The sequence below is a fragment of the Vibrio sp. MM46 genome (genome assembly GCF_027587135.1).
In the GTDB taxonomy this organism is placed as follows: domain Bacteria; phylum Pseudomonadota; class Gammaproteobacteria; order Enterobacterales; family Vibrionaceae; genus Vibrio; species Vibrio harveyi.
In genome coordinates, this window is the sequence record NZ_JAPPTO010000010.1 from 194,484 (window position 1) to 211,788 (window position 17,305).

General features: G+C 44.0%; 14 protein-coding genes and 1 pseudogene. 11 read left to right on the forward strand and 4 right to left on the reverse strand.

Annotated elements, in window-relative coordinates:
- Nucleotides 1–192: 192 nt before the first annotated feature.
- Genes OH459_RS13555 through OH459_RS13570 form a run of 4 tightly spaced genes read left to right on the forward strand, consistent with a single transcriptional unit; the run spans nt 193 to nt 4,308 of the window.
- On the forward strand, nt 193–1,143 hold the full coding sequence (locus OH459_RS13555; RefSeq protein ID WP_005452880.1) for a YbgA family protein: 951 nt from the start codon (nt 193–195) through the stop codon (nt 1,141–1,143).
- Nucleotides 1,133–1,936, forward strand: coding sequence for a MerR family transcriptional regulator (locus OH459_RS13560; RefSeq protein WP_009697875.1), 804 nt, complete (start codon nt 1,133–1,135; stop codon nt 1,934–1,936). Before OH459_RS13555 ends, OH459_RS13560 begins: the two co-directional genes overlap by 11 nt.
- 23 nt (nt 1,937–1,959) lie before the next feature.
- Nucleotides 1,960–3,375 (forward strand): deoxyribodipyrimidine photo-lyase, encoded by a 1,416-nt coding sequence (phrB, locus tag OH459_RS13565; protein WP_050938341.1) that lies wholly within the window; start codon nt 1,960–1,962, stop codon nt 3,373–3,375.
- A 6-nt stretch (nt 3,376–3,381) separates the two neighbouring features.
- The gene (locus OH459_RS13570; protein WP_269987153.1) at nt 3,382–4,308 is read left to right on the forward strand and encodes a L,D-transpeptidase family protein; all 927 of its coding nucleotides are present in this window, start codon (nt 3,382–3,384) and stop codon (nt 4,306–4,308) included.
- 26 nt (nt 4,309–4,334) lie between these two features.
- Here OH459_RS13570 and OH459_RS13575 read toward each other — a convergent pair whose 3' ends face one another.
- Nucleotides 4,335–4,583: an Lpp/OprI family alanine-zipper lipoprotein gene (locus OH459_RS13575; protein ID WP_005441096.1), complete on the reverse strand. Its 249-nt coding sequence runs from the start codon at nt 4,581–4,583 to the stop codon at nt 4,335–4,337.
- A gap of 423 nt (nt 4,584–5,006) precedes the next feature.
- On the opposite strand from OH459_RS13575, the gene OH459_RS13580 reads away from it, so the two are divergent.
- Together OH459_RS13580 and OH459_RS13585 are read left to right on the forward strand one after the other, a co-directional pair.
- Entirely contained in the window at nt 5,007–6,350 is a 1,344-nt protein-coding gene (locus OH459_RS13580) for a DEAD/DEAH box helicase (protein WP_017189586.1), read from the forward strand.
- A gap of 492 nt (nt 6,351–6,842) precedes the next feature.
- A complete protein-coding gene (locus OH459_RS13585) occupies nt 6,843–7,034 on the forward strand; it encodes a hypothetical protein (RefSeq protein WP_005452866.1) in 192 nt (63 codons plus the stop codon).
- Nucleotides 7,035–7,252: 218 nt separating this feature from the next.
- Here OH459_RS13585 and OH459_RS13590 read toward each other — a convergent pair whose 3' ends face one another.
- Nucleotides 7,253–8,896: a methyl-accepting chemotaxis protein gene (locus OH459_RS13590; RefSeq protein ID WP_269987154.1), complete on the reverse strand. Its 1,644-nt coding sequence runs from the start codon at nt 8,894–8,896 to the stop codon at nt 7,253–7,255.
- 333 nt (nt 8,897–9,229) lie between these two features.
- Between OH459_RS13590 and OH459_RS13595 the strand changes: the two genes are divergently transcribed.
- The 5 genes from OH459_RS13595 (at nt 9,230) to OH459_RS13615 (ending at nt 15,217) form a co-directional block, all read left to right on the forward strand.
- Entirely contained in the window at nt 9,230–10,051 is an 822-nt protein-coding gene (locus OH459_RS13595) for a phosphate ABC transporter substrate-binding protein (protein ID WP_005452857.1), read from the forward strand.
- Nucleotides 10,052–10,149: 98 nt separating this feature from the next.
- Nucleotides 10,150–11,082, forward strand: coding sequence for a phosphate ABC transporter permease subunit PstC (pstC, locus tag OH459_RS13600; RefSeq protein ID WP_005452855.1), 933 nt, complete (start codon nt 10,150–10,152; stop codon nt 11,080–11,082).
- A gap of 22 nt (nt 11,083–11,104) precedes the next feature.
- Entirely contained in the window at nt 11,105–11,968 is an 864-nt protein-coding gene (gene pstA / locus OH459_RS13605; RefSeq protein WP_005452853.1) for a phosphate ABC transporter permease PstA, read from the forward strand.
- Between the two features lie 60 nt (nt 11,969–12,028).
- Complete coding sequence (gene pstB, locus OH459_RS13610; RefSeq protein ID WP_005452851.1) at nt 12,029–12,778, forward strand: phosphate ABC transporter ATP-binding protein PstB; 750 nt, start codon at nt 12,029–12,031, stop codon at nt 12,776–12,778.
- Between the two features lie 372 nt (nt 12,779–13,150).
- Nucleotides 13,151–15,217, forward strand: a complete 2,067-nt coding sequence (locus OH459_RS13615; protein ID WP_017818511.1) for a sensor domain-containing diguanylate cyclase — start codon at nt 13,151–13,153, stop codon at nt 15,215–15,217.
- A gap of 67 nt (nt 15,218–15,284) precedes the next feature.
- Here OH459_RS13615 and OH459_RS13620 read toward each other — a convergent pair whose 3' ends face one another.
- Nucleotides 15,285–16,931 (reverse strand): BatD family protein, encoded by a 1,647-nt coding sequence (locus OH459_RS13620; protein ID WP_009697866.1) that lies wholly within the window; start codon nt 16,929–16,931, stop codon nt 15,285–15,287.
- Nucleotides 16,932–16,935: 4 nt separating this feature from the next.
- A pseudogene (locus tag OH459_RS13625) lies at nt 16,936–17,305 on the reverse strand (hypothetical protein); the annotation flags it as partial.

The following is a 17,305-nucleotide window of genomic DNA, read 5'->3' on the forward strand; positions in this document are numbered from 1 at the left end:
TGCTTTTGAGCAGTTTGTCGATTGCGCGCACAAAATCTCGTCTTTCAGCACAAAATTTTTTCTTAAAAGTTTCTGATCGATATTCGAAGAGAGTGAGTAAAACGATTAAATTGTACAATTTATTTTCTTGTACAATGTTATTTGACTTGCTATAAGTTATACAACAAAACATTTTGTATAGGACGCTTCGTTATGGAATCTTCAATCAAAGTTGGTATCAGTTCTTGTGTACTAGGCGAACGAGTTCGTTTCGATTCGGGACATAAAATCAGTAACTTCGTAACGAAAGAGCTCGACGGCTACTTTAGCTTTGTTCCCGTATGTCCAGAAGTCGGTGTTGGTATGTCTGTTCCACGCCCTACCATTCGTTTGGTAAGCAACGAGGAGCGAATCGCGCTGGTAGAAACGAAAAATCCAGAAAACGACCACACTGACAACATGCTTGCGTACTCAGAAAATAAAGTGAACGAATTAGAGGGTGAAGAGCTGTGTGGTTACATCGTCTGTGCGAAGTCACCAACGTGTGGCATGGAGCGAGTGAAGGTATACAGCAAAAATAGTGCGGCGAAAGAAGGTATCGGTTTGTATACCAGAACATTAATGGAAAAAATGCCGTGGTTGCCTGTAGAAGAAGACGGTCGTCTAAACGATCCGGTTTTAAAAGAAAATTTCATTACGCGTGTTTACTGTTTGAATGACTTTTATGAGTCGATGGGCGGCGAGCCCACACGCGGCAAAATTATTGATTTTCACTCTCGCTATAAGCTGACTTTAATGGCGCACCATCCAGAGTCTTATCGTTCGCTGGGACGCTTGGTTGCAGATGTATCAAGTTACGAAATGGAACAGTTTTACAACGAATATCGTCTAGGTCTGATGAAAGCGTTACAGAATCGCGCCAGTCGAAAAAACAACACGAACGTCCTGATGCATTTGCAAGGCTATTTTAAACGCTCTTTAACCGCTAATGAAAAAGCGGAGCTGGCGACGGTGATTAGTGATTATCGTACGGGCTTGTTACCATTACTTGCCCCGTTAACGTTAATTAAGCACTATCTCAATACGTACCCCGACGCGTACTTACAGAAACAAAAATACTTAGAACCGTATCCACAGGAGATGAGACTTCGTTATGGATTGTAGCCAAGAAGAAAAACTATACGCAATTCGAGATGTATCAGAGTTAACGGGAGTAAAACCCGTTACTCTGCGCGCTTGGCAAAGACGCTATAACTTGATCCAACCACAAAGAACAGAGAAGGGTCACCGCCTGTATCGACAGCAGGATTTAGATACTATTCGTGAAATTCAAGGTTGGCTTGCAAAAGGCGTTGCGATTGGCAAAGTCAAAGGCTTGCTAGGTCAGGAATCAGATGTGGATTTAGTGACCGATATCCAACGACTAGAAGAAGTGGAGTCAATGCTCAAAGCGTTATCTGAACTCAATCGTGGCAAAACAGAAACGCTGTTATCGAATGTGCTAAAAGAGTACCCACTCAACATTGTCATTGAACAGCTGGTCAATCCTGTGTTTGAAGCGTTAGATTTGGTGAAAGTCTCGCTACGTTCTTTACAGCTTGGTTTGTTCCAAACTTGCTTGATTACTCGATTAGCCTTGGTTGTCGATTCGGAAAATAAGGCATCTTCCAAGGGAAAATGTTTGCTTTTGAGTTTTGAACAAGTTCGTGACTCAGAGAGCTGGATTCAGGCGGCAAAGCTGTGTGAACAGGGGTATCACATTACTCTGATTGATAAAGTCGAAGACATCTCGGGTTTAGTTGAGCATGATGTGATGTCACGTTACCAATACGTGCATTTCTTCTCGAATAAAGCGCTGCCTATCAAGCAAGTTGAAGCTTTGGCGACGTTATTAGAGCAAGCTCCGAAGCAAGTGCAGCTATCTGAAGTCATCGAAAAACTGCATTTCCCGCAATAAATCCATCCTCGTAAGGAGGCGACATGATTCTTGTATGGTTTCGACGTGACCTAAGAACGTTAGACCACACAGCACTTAAGGCTGCATTGGATACTGGGCTTCCGGTTGTTGCTTGTTTTGTTTCGACCCCTGAGCAGTGGCGAGAGCACCATATGGCACCGATGCAAGCTGATTTGATTGCTCGACGTTTATCTCACCTTAATGAAGAACTCGCCAAACTCAACATCCCATTTTTATACAAAGAGGTGCCCGAGTTTGCCGATGTAACAGAGGTCATAAATGATTGGGCTACTTCTTTAAGCGCTCAACGTGTCATGGCGAACATCCATTACGAGGTGAATGAACAAGCACTAGATAGAGAGGTTTCTCACGCACTTTCAATTCGAGGCATTGCCTTTGATACTTTTCACGATAAGTGCGTTCATGCTCCGACTACCGTTTTAAATAAACAGGGGGAGTACTTTAAAGTATTCACCCCGTTTAAACGTGCTTGGTTGGCAAAGTTTCAAATGCCAGTTGTATCGAAACCTGAGCCGCAAGCCGAGCTGTCACCGTCTACCATCCAGCCGATTCAGCCAGATCGCTACCATGATGGTGTCGCATTCTCTTATCCTAGAGAATCTAGCAAGCGATGGTTCGCAGCAACCAGTGATATTGTTCAGCATTTGCGAGAATTTGCTCGAGACCGTAGTGATGCCTACCAAGCTGAAAGGGATATCCCTTCTGTTGATGGTACGAGTCAATTGTCTCCGTATTTGGCTATCGGCGCTCTGTCACCAAGGCAGTGCATCGCTAGGTTGTATGCTGAAAGCCCTATGGTTGACCTATCAGATGGTAAAGCGACGTGGCTGAGCGAAATCATTTGGCGAGAATTTTATCAACACTTATTGGTATTCGAGCCAAAGTTGGTCAAGGGCAGAGGCTTCATTGCTTGGGAAGACAAGATTCAGTGGTCGTACGATGAGCAAGCCTTCGAACGCTGGAAAGCAGGAAATACTGGGTACCCTATCGTGGATGCGGCAATGCGCCAACTTAATACAACAGGTTGGATGCACAATCGACTACGTATGATAGTGGCAAGCTTCTTAACCAAAGATCTTCATATCGATTGGCGGTGGGGTGAAGCTTATTTTATGAGTAAGCTGGTGGATGGAGACTTTGCCGCCAACAATGGTGGGTGGCAATGGTCGGCATCAACAGGGTGCGACGGGCAGCCTTACTTCCGCATATTCAATCCGATCAGCCAAGGCGAGAAATTTGACTCTGACGGAACCTTTGTTCGCCATTGGGTGCCGGAAATAAAACAAGTACCAAACAAATTCATTCATAACCCTTGGCTATGGAGTGGCTTTAATTTACTGGATTATCACAAGCCGATGGTTGATCACAAGGTGGAAAGAGAGATAACCTTACGGCTCTTCAAAAATGCCAAGGAATAGAGAGAGATGCCTAGCAAGAAGCGTCCAATGAGTATCGCTAAAAGAACCCTGTTGTCTATATCGTTGTCTTTAGTGAGTAGTTTGTCATTCGCTAAAATGTACCAACTACCAGAGGACGGAGCTCGCGTTATAGGTCGCATGGAAAACCATGTGGTTGAACAAGGCGAAACTATGGCGAATATTGCGAAGCGATATGATGTTGGCATGCTTGCGCTAATGGCTGCAAACAAAGGGGTTGACCCGTTTCTCCCTCAAGATGGTCACGTTTTAACGATCCCTACTCAGCTTATTCTTCCTGATGTCCCTCATAAAGGTATTGTCACTAACCTTGCCGAATTGCGACTTTACTATTTCCCAGAAAACGAAAACGTGGTTCATGTTTTTCCTGTAGGTATAGGTCGAATTGGTCGAGACACTCCAGAAATGACTACAAGCATCAGTCAAAAGCGTCCTAATCCGACTTGGACGCCACCTGCCTCTATTCGTGCAGAGTACAAAGCAAAGGGGATTGACCTACCTGCTGTCGTTCCTGCTGGACCAGATAACCCACTAGGTATGTTTGCACTTCGTTTGGCATATGGGCATGGTGAATACTTGATCCACGGCACCAATAAAGATTTTGGTATTGGTATGCGTGTGAGTGCGGGTTGTATTCGTATGGACCCAAGAGACATCGAATGGTTATTTGATAAAGTACGTCGTGGCGAAAAAGTAAAAATCATCAATCAACCGGTTAAAGTCGCATTAGAACCAGATCGTAGTGTGTTTGTTGAAGCCCACGAGCCGTTAACTCGCAGCAATGGCGAGAAGGATCACTTAGTCATTCCAAAAGAATTGGACTGGTGGCTTGATGAGTTTGGTATGACGAATGCTAAAGCGAAAGCAGCGATTGCTGCGCAGAATGGTGTTCCAGTTGAAATAACCGCGCCTTAACGAGCGTTAAAGCGCGGAATCAAATCTTACTTAGTGTAAGACTGAGCGATGTTGTCGATACGCTCGTTAGCACGTGCAGCTTCTTCTTGAGCTGCCATAGCCGCGTCGTTAGACTTTTGAACGTCAGATTGTAGAGACTGTACGTCTTGGCTTAGTTGGCTAACTTGGTTGCTTAGTTCGTCTAGTTTAGTAGCTGTTGCTGCTTCGTCAGAAGAAGCACAACCTGCTAGTAGAAGTACTGAAGTTGCTGCAGCTGCGATCAACGTTTTGTTCATATTAGAACTCCTTGCATATAGTGAAATTCCTACGCTATAAATTCTGTGTCATATAGTCATAGGGTCAAATGTGAATACATTCTATCAGAACATGATGTAGCAAAAGTCAAAAAAATCCAAGGATTTCATAGAGTACCTGATACGGACGCTAACTTTCTTCTTACAAATGTAAGTGATTACTCACTTGCTAACGCCAGTATCAGGTAGTACAGCAGCTCTTTTGCTACTACCTGATATCAATAATTTAGACGATATTGACACAAATGAAAGTTTCTAAGCGGAAACTTTATTTTTTCTATTGGAATTAGTTTGTGTGATCTCTATCTATACTCCTATGATTTGCGGTATTATATCGAGCTTTTATTTTTTGCTGCGTTAGAGCGGAAACGACACTGAAAAAGCGCTCAAGACGCTGACTATTTATTGGAGAATACTTTGCAATTTAAAGATCTAGGCCTAGACAACCGATTGTTGAAGAACCTAAAACACTACGATTTCAAAAAAGCGACTGACATTCAGCAGCAGGCGATTCCTGTTGCGATTGCAGGCAAGGATCTATTGGCATCTTCGAAAACGGGTTCGGGTAAGACTTTGGCGTTTGTATTGCCAATGCTACATAAGTCACTAAAGAATAAGTCGTTTTCTGCAAAAGACCCACGAGCTGTGATTCTTGCGCCAACGCGTGAGCTAGCAAAACAAGTATATGGTGAGCTTCGCTCAATGCTTGGTGGTTTGTCCTACGACGCTGCATTGATTCTTGGTGGTGAAAACTTTAACGATCAGGTTAAAGCACTGCGTCGCTACCCTAAGTTTATCGTTGCCACTCCAGGTCGTTTGGCTGATCATCTGGAGCACCGTTCTTTGTTCCTTGATGGTCTGGAAACATTGGTTCTAGATGAAGCTGACCGTATGTTGGATCTGGGCTTTGCTCCAGAGTTGCGTCGCATTCATAAAGCGGCAAAACACCGTCGTCGTCAAACTTTGATGTTCTCTGCAACACTTGATCACGCAGAAGTGAATGACATCGCGGCAGAAATGCTGAATGCGCCAAAACGTATTGCAATTGGTGTTTCGAACGAAGAACACAAAGACATTACTCAGAAATTCTACCTATGTGATCACTTAGATCACAAAGAAGCGATTCTTGAACGAGTTCTAGAAGAAGCTGAATACCGTCAGGTGATCATCTTTACTGCGACTCGCGATGATACTGAGCGTCTAACAGCGAAGTTGAACGAGAAGAAACTGAAAGCTATCGCACTAAGCGGTAACTTGAACCAGACTCAACGTAATACCATCATGAGCCAGTTTGAGCGTGCGGTATTTAAGATTCTGGTGACAACGGACGTTGCTTCTCGTGGTCTTGATATCGCGACTGTGACACACGTAATTAACTTCGATATGCCTAAGCATACAGAAGAATACGTTCACCGTGTTGGTCGTACTGGTCGTGCGGGTAACAAAGGTGATGCAGTTTCATTGGTCGGCCCGAAAGATTGGGATAGCTTCAAGCGTGTAGAAACATACTTACAGCAAGATTTGAGCTTCTCTGTGTTTGAAGATCTAAAAGGTAAATTCAAAGGTCTGAAGCCACGTAAGCCAGATTTCCGCAATAAGAAAGTGGCTCCTAAGAAAGCACGTCCTCAAGCTAAGAAAACGCCGAAGAAACCAACTCAGCGCGACAAAGGTTTCTATCAAAACGTGGCAGTGGGTGATAACGTGTTTATCCCTAAAAAGAAGCCAGCAGCACCAAGTTCTGAAGATTAATCTTTAGCGAAAGTGACAAAACTGATAGACGAAAACCGAGCTTAAGAGCTCGGTTTTTTTATGCCTTATGCTTTCAAACAAACGATACAGATATACCCAAGTGACTTCAAGATGCAGAGTTCAGAGCGTTGTTATTGATTTGACTTCAAGGAAAACGACGCAGCGTAATAGCCAGCTCTTTCCAAGTTGTTTGACGTAGCCATTTGTTTGACTAAAAAAGCGAGTCAATGACACGCTCCCGAAGGGCACTCTTTGTAAATAGTAAGGACCTCGGCTTGTATACTTTGTTGTCGATTTTTGATTTAGACCCACTAAACCTTTAAATCGCCGCCGCGCCTACAAACCAAGTCATCCTCGCTGAACCAAGCATCTCGAGGTTACTTGGGTATAAGCTTTATGTTTATTTATTCTAAACGTGGGTTAAAGACACTTTGATTTTTCTGAACGGATTTTTTGCTTAGCATGAGCGGGGTGTGAAGAGGAGAATACGATATGCAGCAGCAAGATATTCAGCAACAAAAAGATCAATGGTTAGAAGAAATAGACATGACCCTTACCGAGCAACAATGTCGAGAACTAGGGTGGGAACAAACAACTTTGTTCGTTGAGATGTTTTCGTTTCTCTGTATGGCAGTAATAAGCTGTGCTCTGGTTATGTATCGTGGAGGAACTCATGATTACTGAGAAATCACAGATGGGAGAGTTGATAAAATCCATTGTTGTTTCCTCACTTTATTTTGTTGGCTTCCTCGCTCTAATTTGGGTTGTAACGACACATCTTTTCTAATTGAGTCTTGCTTTCCGGTGACCTGATATTTGAATCGTTTTGTTGTTTATAAAAAGCTCCGCGATTGCGGAGCTTTTTGTTTTCTCGTGTGTAAATTATGCGTTGAGTCGAACGCTTAGATTTGGAACTGCTTAAGCTGGTGTTTCTGATTTTCTGCCAAACCAGACAACTCTTGCGCTGCAGCGGCTGATTGGGTGATACCCGTTACGTTCTGGCTGACCAACTCATAAATAGTGCTTAAGTTGTTGTTGATGTCAGAGGTGACTTGTTTCTGTTCTTCTGAAGCGGTCGCGACTTGAGTATTGATCGCGTTCAAGTCAGAAATCGCGCTGTTGATGTCGCTCAGAGAACGGCTTACTTCTGCAGCAAGCGCCTGGTTGTCTTCTAGCATGGCTAAGCTTGAATGCATGCTTTCGTTTGCCTGACCAGACTGTTGTTGCAGCTCTTCAATGATGGTTTGGATCTCTTTGGTCGATTCTTGAGTTCTTGCTGCAAGCATACGTACTTCATCTGCAACTACGGCAAATCCACGACCACTTTCACCTGCGCGTGCTGCTTCAATAGCGGCATTGAGTGCCAACAGGTTGGTTTGTTCAGAGATACTTTCAATTACCTCAATCACTTTACCAATCTGTTCCGACTGGTCTTTTAGTGATGTCACTACGTGGGCAGCTTCGTTGAGTTGATCTGCCATCTTAGTACTTGCACGCGTGCTTTCCTCAAACATGCTCAAACTTTGTGAAGTTAATTTCGTCGCTTCATTAGACGCGCTATCCGCTTGCTGTGCGTTAGTTGACACTTCCGCAGCGGTAGATTCAAGTTGATTAATTGCAGAAGCGACTTGTTCTACTTCTTGTTTTTCTTGATCAGAGTTTGCGCTGCTTTGTGTCATGACTGTCGCAAGCTCAGTAGACGCCGAAGCGACATCTTCACTGATTCGTACTAGAGAATCGACGGTGCCACGAAGCTGATGGATCGTTTGGTTAACGTCACTCGCCAATTCGGATACTTCGTTTTTACCTACTTCTTCTGCTTCTACAAGCAAGTTGCCTTTTGCTACTTCTTTCATGGTTTGTTGCAGATTACGAATAGGCGCAACAATATAGCTTGCCAGCAGCCAACTGATTAATGAAGTAATAGAAAGGATGATGACCAGCGAGATGGTGCTGTAGGTTAGCGTATTAGAGTGCAATACTCCGTTTTCTTCTACTTCATCCGTTACGATTTGATTGAGCTTTTTAGACAAGCTGTCAATGGCATTGATCATTGCCTCACCAGCGAGGCGGTATTTGCCCATTGCGGTTTCGTATTCTCGGTCAAAATCCGATGTTGTGTAGTCCGATGAATGCTTGGTATTTAACAGAGGTGTCATGGTGACTCGAGTGAAATCCACATAGTGGTTCATCGCCTCACGCATGGCATTTACCTCTGCATGAATACCTTCAACTTGATCGATTGAGTTTAAAAATTCTTGGTTTGTCGCCTGACGTCGTTGTAATTCTTGGTTAAGTGTTTTGACATCTTCAGCCCTGAAAAGACTGTAGATAGCCTTAATGCGCATGGCATAAGTGTTGTCTACGATTGAGCTCAGTTCTTCTTTGTGCACGATAAGGTTATTTGTTGAAACTGTAACTTTATCGAACGCTTGCTCTAATTTTCCTATGCCTACGCTCAAACCTACGATGAGAAGTATGACAGTGAAAAGTACGGGCACGAAAACCTGTAGCTTAATAGACAGCGCACTAAGTAATTGACGCATGATTGACCCTCTAAAGATTGTAACTATTATCATTTTTGTAAGTAAAGCGTAACGATTCTAATCATTAGTCTCGATATATCAATCATTTAACAATGTTTATTTGTTATGAAATATATTAAAAGCGATGTAGTTGGCATTTTGCTATTACAAAAAGCAGTCAAAGTATTTTGAGCTCGAAAGTAAATAAAGTTTGATTGCTGATTTATTAAGCAGAAATGACAACGTGTCATAGAGGCTTCAACTAAGTGAAACACAACTGTCATATTTGGATTCTAAAGTGAGCACCGTTCAAGTGAAACACAACGGCAATAAGGCCACTTAAAGGAAATTGTGATGAAAAAGACAGTAATCGGTGCAATCGCACTTCTAGGCGCAATGGCAGTGACTCCTGTTTCTGCTAAAGAAACTATCTCTGCAGTGGGTTCTAGCAGCGTAACTCCACTGATGGAAGTTTTCTCTGAAACATACATGAAGACAAACCCGAACGTATTTATCGAAGTTCAAGGTCCTGGTTCATCTGCTGGTGTTAAAGCAGCGAAAAACGGTTCTGCAGACTTAGGTATGTCTTCTCGTAACCTAAAAGACTCTGAGAAAGAGCCTGCTCTAAAAGAAGAGACAGTTGCTCTAGACGGTATCGCAGTTGTTGTAAACCCACAAAACAAACTATCAGGTCTAACGGCTGAGCAAGTTACTGCTATCTACAAAGGTGAAGTGACAAACTGGAAAGATGTTGGCGGTGCAGATAAGCCAATCGTAGCAATCACTCGTGATACGGCTTCTGGTACTCGTGGCGCATTCGAAGACATCATGTCTCTAAAAATGAAAATTTCTGGTAAGAAAGTATCTGCAATCTCTCAACGCGCTCAAGTTGCTAACGGCAACGGTGCACTGAAGACTATGGTTGCTTCTAACCCATACGCAATCGGCTACATTTCTCTTGGTACTGTTGATGGCTCTGTAAACGCGCTTCCAATCGATGGTATCGAAGCATCGGTAGACAATGTGAAGAACGGTTCTTACAAAGTTGCTCGTCCTTTCCTTGTCCTTTACAAAGATGGCAAGCCATCTGCTGAAACTCAAAAATTCCTAGACTGGATGCTAACTGACGAAGCGCAAGCGCTAGTTGACCAAAAAGGTTACATCTCAGTTAACTAATCCTATCGGGACTCTAAAGTTTGCTCAGCCCAACATTTCGGGCTGAGCCTTTTCTATCCATTGTGTTCAACGGCATTGCCAAGAACCGTGAGATTTTTATGACCATCGCAACAAATAGTGAAAAGCTTATGACTACTGACGCTAAAGCGATCAGCAAGCCAGGTTTACGCGAAAAACGCCGCGTCGATTGGAGAGAACGCATCTTCCACGGCTTGTTCCTAACGAGTGCTGTTATCGGTATCGTATCATTAGCAGTTATCGCATACTTCATCGTTCGAGAGAGTATCCCAGCATTCCAAGAAGCGGGCGTCTCGGGCATTGTCCTAGGTCAAAACTGGTTACCACCTGCATTATACGGTGTTGCCACTATGATCGTCGCTTCTATCGTATCGACAGCTGGCGCGGTTTTAGTGGGTGTTCCAATTGGTGTTTTGACTGCTATCTTTATCGCGGAAATCGCACCAAAGCGCTTGGCGGACATTATTCGCCCGGCAGTAGAACTGCTCGCAGGTATCCCTTCCGTCGTTTACGGTTTCTTTGGTCTAGTTATTATCGTTCCACTGATTCAAAACGTTTTTGATGTGCCAGCGGGTAACACTATCCTTGCAGGTATCATCGTTCTTGGTGTGATGATTCTACCAACGGTAATTACGGTTTCTGAAACGTCTATCCGCGCGGTTCCTCGTACTTACAAAGAAGGTTCTTTGGCGTTAGGCGCATCTAAAATCTACACCATCTTTAAATTGCTCGTTCCAGCGGCTCGCTCAGGTATCATGACAGGTGTGATTCTGGGTATCGGTCGTGCGTTGGGTGAGACCATGGCGATCATTATGGTTATGGGTAACGCGCCAGCTATGCCAGAAGGCATCTTGGATTCGGCTCGTACGCTAACGGCAAACATCGCTATTGAAATGTCTTACGCAAGTGGTGTTCACGCAAACGCACTTTACGCTACAGGTGTGGTACTTCTGGTTTTCATCATGTCGTTGAACGCTGTACTACTTTACCTAAACCGAGAAAAAGCGAAGTAATCGCTCGTTAAAGGTGACTATTATGGATCGCGCAAAACTTAAAAAAGCACGCCAGTTCAAAGATAATGTCTTTAACGCATTTGTCTGGATCTCGGCAGCACTGACGGTAGGTTTTTTGTTCTGGATTATCTGGTACATCCTATCAAACGGTCTACAACACGTAGATTGGAACTTCATTACTGATAACTATACGCGTACAGGTGAAGAGCAGGGCATCTTCCCAATGATTGTGGCGACAATTTACATGGTTATCGCATCTATCGCAGTGGCTGCTCCACTCGGTATCATGACAGCAATCTACTTGACCGAATACGCGAAAGTAGGCAGTCGTTTAGTGAAGATTATCCGATTTTGTACTGAGTCATTGGCGGGTATCCCGTCGATCATCTTCGGTCTATTCGGTATGACTTTCTTTGTGGCAATTCTTGGTCTTGGCTTCTCGATTCTATCAGGTGCCCTAACGCTAAGTATCCTTATCCTGCCAGTGATCATCCGTACTACGGAAGAAGCGTTGATGGCAGTACCGCAAACATACCGTGAAGGTTCTTACGGTCTGGGTGCTTCTAAGATTTACACTATCTGGCGTTTAATTCTTCCAAGCGCAATGCCAGGTATCTTAACCTCGGTCATTCTAAGTATTGGTCGTGTCATTGGTGAGTCTGCTCCAGTATTCCTGACAGCAGGTATGGTTGCACGTATTCCGGATTCTCTATTGGATTCAGGTCGTACGTTAACCGTTCACCTATACAAACTGACTACCGAACTGTTTACCATTGAAGAGTGGAATCAGGCTTACGGTACCGCGACAGTTCTGATTGTTGTTGTTCTACTGATCAACATGTTTACAAAACTTATCGCACGACGTTTTAACACCGCAACTTACTAACAAAACGAATTAAGAACGCACGTTAAAAGACACGAATTCAAGATTTAAGAGATTAAGAAAATGAACAAGTTTGATATTGAAAACCTAGATCTGTTTTACGGTGACAACCAAGCACTGAAATCAATCAACTTACCAATCCCAGTACGCCAAGTGACGGCGCTAATCGGTCCTTCAGGTTGTGGTAAATCAACATTGCTACGTTGCTTGAACCGCATGAATGACCTGATTGAAGGCGTGAAGATCACGGGTAAGTTGGCAATGGACGGTGAAGATATTTACGGCAATATCGATGTTGCTGATCTTCGTATTAAGGTTGGTATGGTATTCCAGAAGCCAAACCCATTCCCAATGAGTATCTATGAAAACGTGGCGTACGGTCTGCGAGCTCAAGGCATCAAAGACAAAAAGCACATCGATGAAGTCGTGGAACGATCCCTGCGTGGTGCAGCACTTTGGGATGAAGTAAAAGACCGTCTTAAGTCTCACGCGTTTGGTCTGTCTGGCGGTCAGCAGCAGCGTCTATGTATAGCACGTACAATCGCAATGGAGCCTGATGTGATTCTAATGGATGAGCCAACATCAGCACTTGACCCGATTGCGACCCACAAAATCGAAGAATTGATGGAAGAGTTGAAGAAGAACTACACCATCGTGATCGTAACGCACTCAATGCAGCAGGCGCGTCGTATCTCAGATCGTACTGCGTTCTTCCTGATGGGCGAATTGGTTGAGCATGACGATACACAAGTTATCTTTAGCGATCCAAAAGACGACCGCACCCAAGGTTATGTAAACGGTGACTTTGGTTAATTACAGTATTTACAAGCATATACGTTAATAACTATAAGCGATGGTACTCTTGCCCCTCCTAGTGAGGGGCTTTTTTTATTTTGGGTGTGACTGCCTATCATTATTAGCAATGCTCATGTTGATTCATTTTTGCTCATTTTTTTGCAGTATGTAATTCTGATGAAACACCTGTCTAAAAATGTTGAAAGGTTCTCGAATGTGAAATTAAGTTAATATTTTTTGCGAAAGACTTAACAGCTCAACTTGGATTCCATTGATTGCATATCTACACCTAAGTAGTTTTTTATCGAAAATAAAAAAGTAGATTAGGTTGGTCAGGTGAGTTTAAAAAGTTTTACAAGAACAGTCTCTTCGACGAGAGATCATAGGCTCTTGGCGGAAGCCATCTTCGAGCATCTAGAACAGCACTTTTCCCCCAGCGCGATAGCGATTTTCGACGATCCGCTGACTAATCCAACCGGGACCATTCTTTTTTCCCGTGGTGACTTATTTCCAATTCGTCAGTATCCAGAAGCTTTTTGGGATTGGGCAAGCCAGTTTGATACCTCAGAAAGTATTATTCCCCTTGCGATCAACACCTGTAATTGGGAACACATTCAAGATCTGGGTGGCGACAGCTACATCATGATGCTCGATAACACACCGATTAAGCGCACCTATCTACTAGTACAAAACGTTCAAGCCCGATCGGCTCACAATATTTACGAAGAAAGCTACGACGCTATGCAGCTCGCTGCTGCTCGTTGGCAGTGCATTCGAGCGGAAAAACACGCGTCGCTTGAGATGAAGCACCGCGATGTACGAGAAGCTCAATATGTTGATGAACTCAGCCAACGTGAACGGTTCATCGAAAATATGAAGCTCGTACAACAAGTCGCTTTAGAAATTTCCAACCCAGACTCTTTGAAAGATCTGTATTTAAAAGCAGTAGAGGCACTGCGTGAGCGTCTAGGCTTTGATCGCTCAACCTTGATGCTGCTTGATATGAAAAAGCGCAGTTTCAGTGGCACGTACGGTACAGATGAGTCGGGTACTACTATTGACGAGTTCCACACTCAGTATGATCTTCACCAATTGAGTGAAGAGTACATCGCCGCTTTGTCGAGCATAGAGCGCAATCTGGTCATCGTTGAAGATGCCCCTATATATACCGCAGGCAAAGTTGTCGGGCAGGGATGGAACGCGATGTTGATTTTACGCGATGGGAATGAGCCGTTTGGCTGGTTTGCGTTGGACAACTTCATTCACCGTAAACCGATTACCGCTTACCAAAAGCAAATGCTGGAGTCTTTTGGTTCGCTTTTCTCTCAAATTTTTATCCGAAAACGCCAAGAGCAAAATGTGCGTATGCTGCACTCCAGTATGGTTGAATTATCACGTTGTACGACCGTGAGTGATGTCTGTAAATCTGCGGTGACGTTTGCAATTAAGAACCTTGGCATTGACCGTATGGCCGTGTTCTTAACCGATGAAAATTGTTCTTATATGCAAGGAACGTGGGGAACCGACATTCAAGGGAATGTGGTTGATGAATCTTACTTTTTTGGTGAGACGCAAGACTTCTCTTTGATCAATTTAGCCCGCTCGATGCCAAATGAGGTCGCCTTCGAAGAATCGGTACCTATTTACCATGACTGTAACATTGTAGGGTTCGGTTGGGCTGCCATGACAGTGCTGACATCGAATAGCAGCGGTCCTATCGCTTTTATCGCCGTGGATAACCTTCTTACACGTGCACCGTTGACATCTCAGCTACGTGAAGTGATTCGAATGTTTGCTTCAAGCCTTGCTGAAGTGCTGCAAAGAACGCAAGCGCAGGAAGCGATTAGAGAGCTCAATGAGAACCTAGAGCTTGAAGTCAAGAATCGAACAAAAGAGCTGGAAGAAGCGAATCGACAATTGGAGGTTTTGTCCAAACTTGATCCGCTAACACGTTTGGGCAACCGCCGCATGTTAGAGCATGTGATGCAAAAGTACTGTTATATCGAACATAATGAGGTGATGCCTTTCGGTCTTATTCTGATCGATATTGACCATTTTGGTTTGTTTAACAACCATTATGGGCACTTAGAAGGGGATATTGCCTTAATGCGAATTGGCAATATTCTTGAGCATCATACCAAAGATGAAGACGAAGTATTTTGTCGCATTGGTGGTGAGGAGTTTGTCCTTCTGATGATCGGGTCTGACCAAGAAGAGGTTAGGCTACGTGCGGAGTGTATTCGACGTTGTATCGAGGATGAAGGAATCAAGCATTGTCACAACCCAGAAGGTGAATTGCTTACGGTTTCTGTCGGTTATTCCTGTTATCAAACTCAAGGAAAAGATTTTAATTTTGATCACCTTTATCAACTTTCAGATAAAGCGCTTTATCAGGCGAAAAATAGCGGTCGAAATTGTGTTCGTATGTTCGACACGCCGGATCAAATCGTTGCTTAAGATCACCAAAATACAAAAATGGCAGCTCTGATTGAGCTGCCATTTTGCGTTAGTAAGTTGAAGGAGATTACAACTTTTCTAGCTGGTGGCTAGATTTAGTGTGCTTCTCTTTCGCCAGTTGTTTAAGTTTGACGAGTAGAGTTTCTGCTTTCCACACTTGTTGTGTCGCACTAAAGCGAGATTGGTTCATAACGGCTAACTCCTCTTTCACCGCTCTTACTGCGTCAGATTCGCTGCTGCTATGATGGGTGTTTAGGTAGTCATTAACTGCTCTTTCAATCATCACGCTGTCACCTTGTTTGATGGTGCGCTCTAAATCTTGAATTGGCGAACCCTGACGCGCGCTTACGGCCTTTTCTGTTTGTTGAGTTGCGCGTGTTTTCCACAGTCCAAACGCGATAGCAGAAGTGACAAGCCACAATACGCCGAATACGAAAGTGAGTGTTTGCCAAATTGAATCTACACCACTTGGCGCAGTGGGTGCCGAAGTAGCTGCAGGTTGCGTTGGTAACGCACTTTCTGGCAAGGTAATTAAACCACTATCACTTTTTTCGACATTCAATTTGAGCTGGGTGATCTCTGCTTTTCTCTCTTGATCTCGATTGCTATCCCACCAATTTACAGAATACCCCGGAAGTGTCAGGCTGCCTGCCTCGGTAGGGATTAGCACTTGTTTGACGGTCATCGTCACTGTGCCATCGCGCGAGGTTTCAAACTGTGGTTGTTCAGGGTAAACACGTAATGTACTTGGGTAAATAATGCCAATACGTGGCAAGTATTCCGCTTGAGTACCATGTGCTCGAATGCGAATCGTACGAGTGATAGAAGAACCTTGCTTCACAGTGTTTATCTTATTCACTGACAGAGGATTACCCTGATCATCTTGCCAGCTCTGTGTCATTTCTAACGCACTTGCAGGCAGCCAGTTTCCTTTGAAATCTTTTGGAATTGGCTTGACGGTAATTGTCATTTGCTCTGTTTTTGTGTTGATTGGCATGATCTTGGTTGAGCCAGTTAAGCTGTCCCCATAGATATATGAACCAGTCAGCTTAGGGCCGTTAAGCGTGTACGTGCCTGGTTGATCCGCAGTAATGTGGAATGACTGTTCTAACACCGTAACTTCAAGTCCATCTATAACGCGACGACCTTGTTTGGCATCGCTTGCTGGCTCGATTTTCATCCCTTCAATACTTGGTGGGAGGATTTGAGGGTTATCAAGGCGACGAGGATCTGCCTTTATGACTAACTGCATTCGCACCGTCGTAGACTGCTGGGGATAAAGCGTATGGTTATCCACGTCCATGTTGAAACTAAACAGTTCATCCATGTCCGGTTCTGTTTGATCTTTGGTGACGCGCAGTTTGATAGGCTCTGTTGTCATTCCATCAGCAGAGAAGCTAGGGATGGTCACGACACCTTCTTTCATTGGAGCAATTGAAATACTCCATTCAGTGCGAACGGTTTTATGACCATTGATGTTATTACTCGAGCGACCATAACGCGGCTGACCCAAAAAGAAATCATCTTTCAGAGCATCAAAGTTAATCGCATCTGAGCCTAACTCTGTGTCTGCCATGATCCTAAGGTTGATCACTTCGTTTTTAGCCACCTGAGTCTTATTTACGCTGGCTTGAAGGCTTTGAGCAAAAACCGAAAAGCTAGTTAGTAGGCTGGCCATTAGAACAAAGACCAGTTTTGCGCCTTTTTTCATCATGGACTTACCACTCCTTATTTGATTGTTGTGGAGGTTGTTTTTGTTGAGCTTGCAACTGCATTTGAGCACGAATCAGGAAGCTTGGGTCACGAGCACTTTCCACCGCTTCTAAGCGTCGGAACTCAGGGTCATCCTGATGTGTTTTCTCTGGTTGAGCTTGAGCCTGCATTGGCTGACCTTTCTGCTCATCCAGTTTCTCTTTTCCTTGTTTAGCGCGTTGCTGCTCGGCTTTCTGCTTTTCTTTTTTATTTTCAGATTCTTGCTGATTTTGTGACTGTTGTCCTTGCTCTTTCTTAGCCTCATTTTGAGACTTTTGTTGCTGTTGCTGTTGCTGTTGCTGTTGCTGTTGCTGTTGCTGTTGCTGTTGCTGTTGC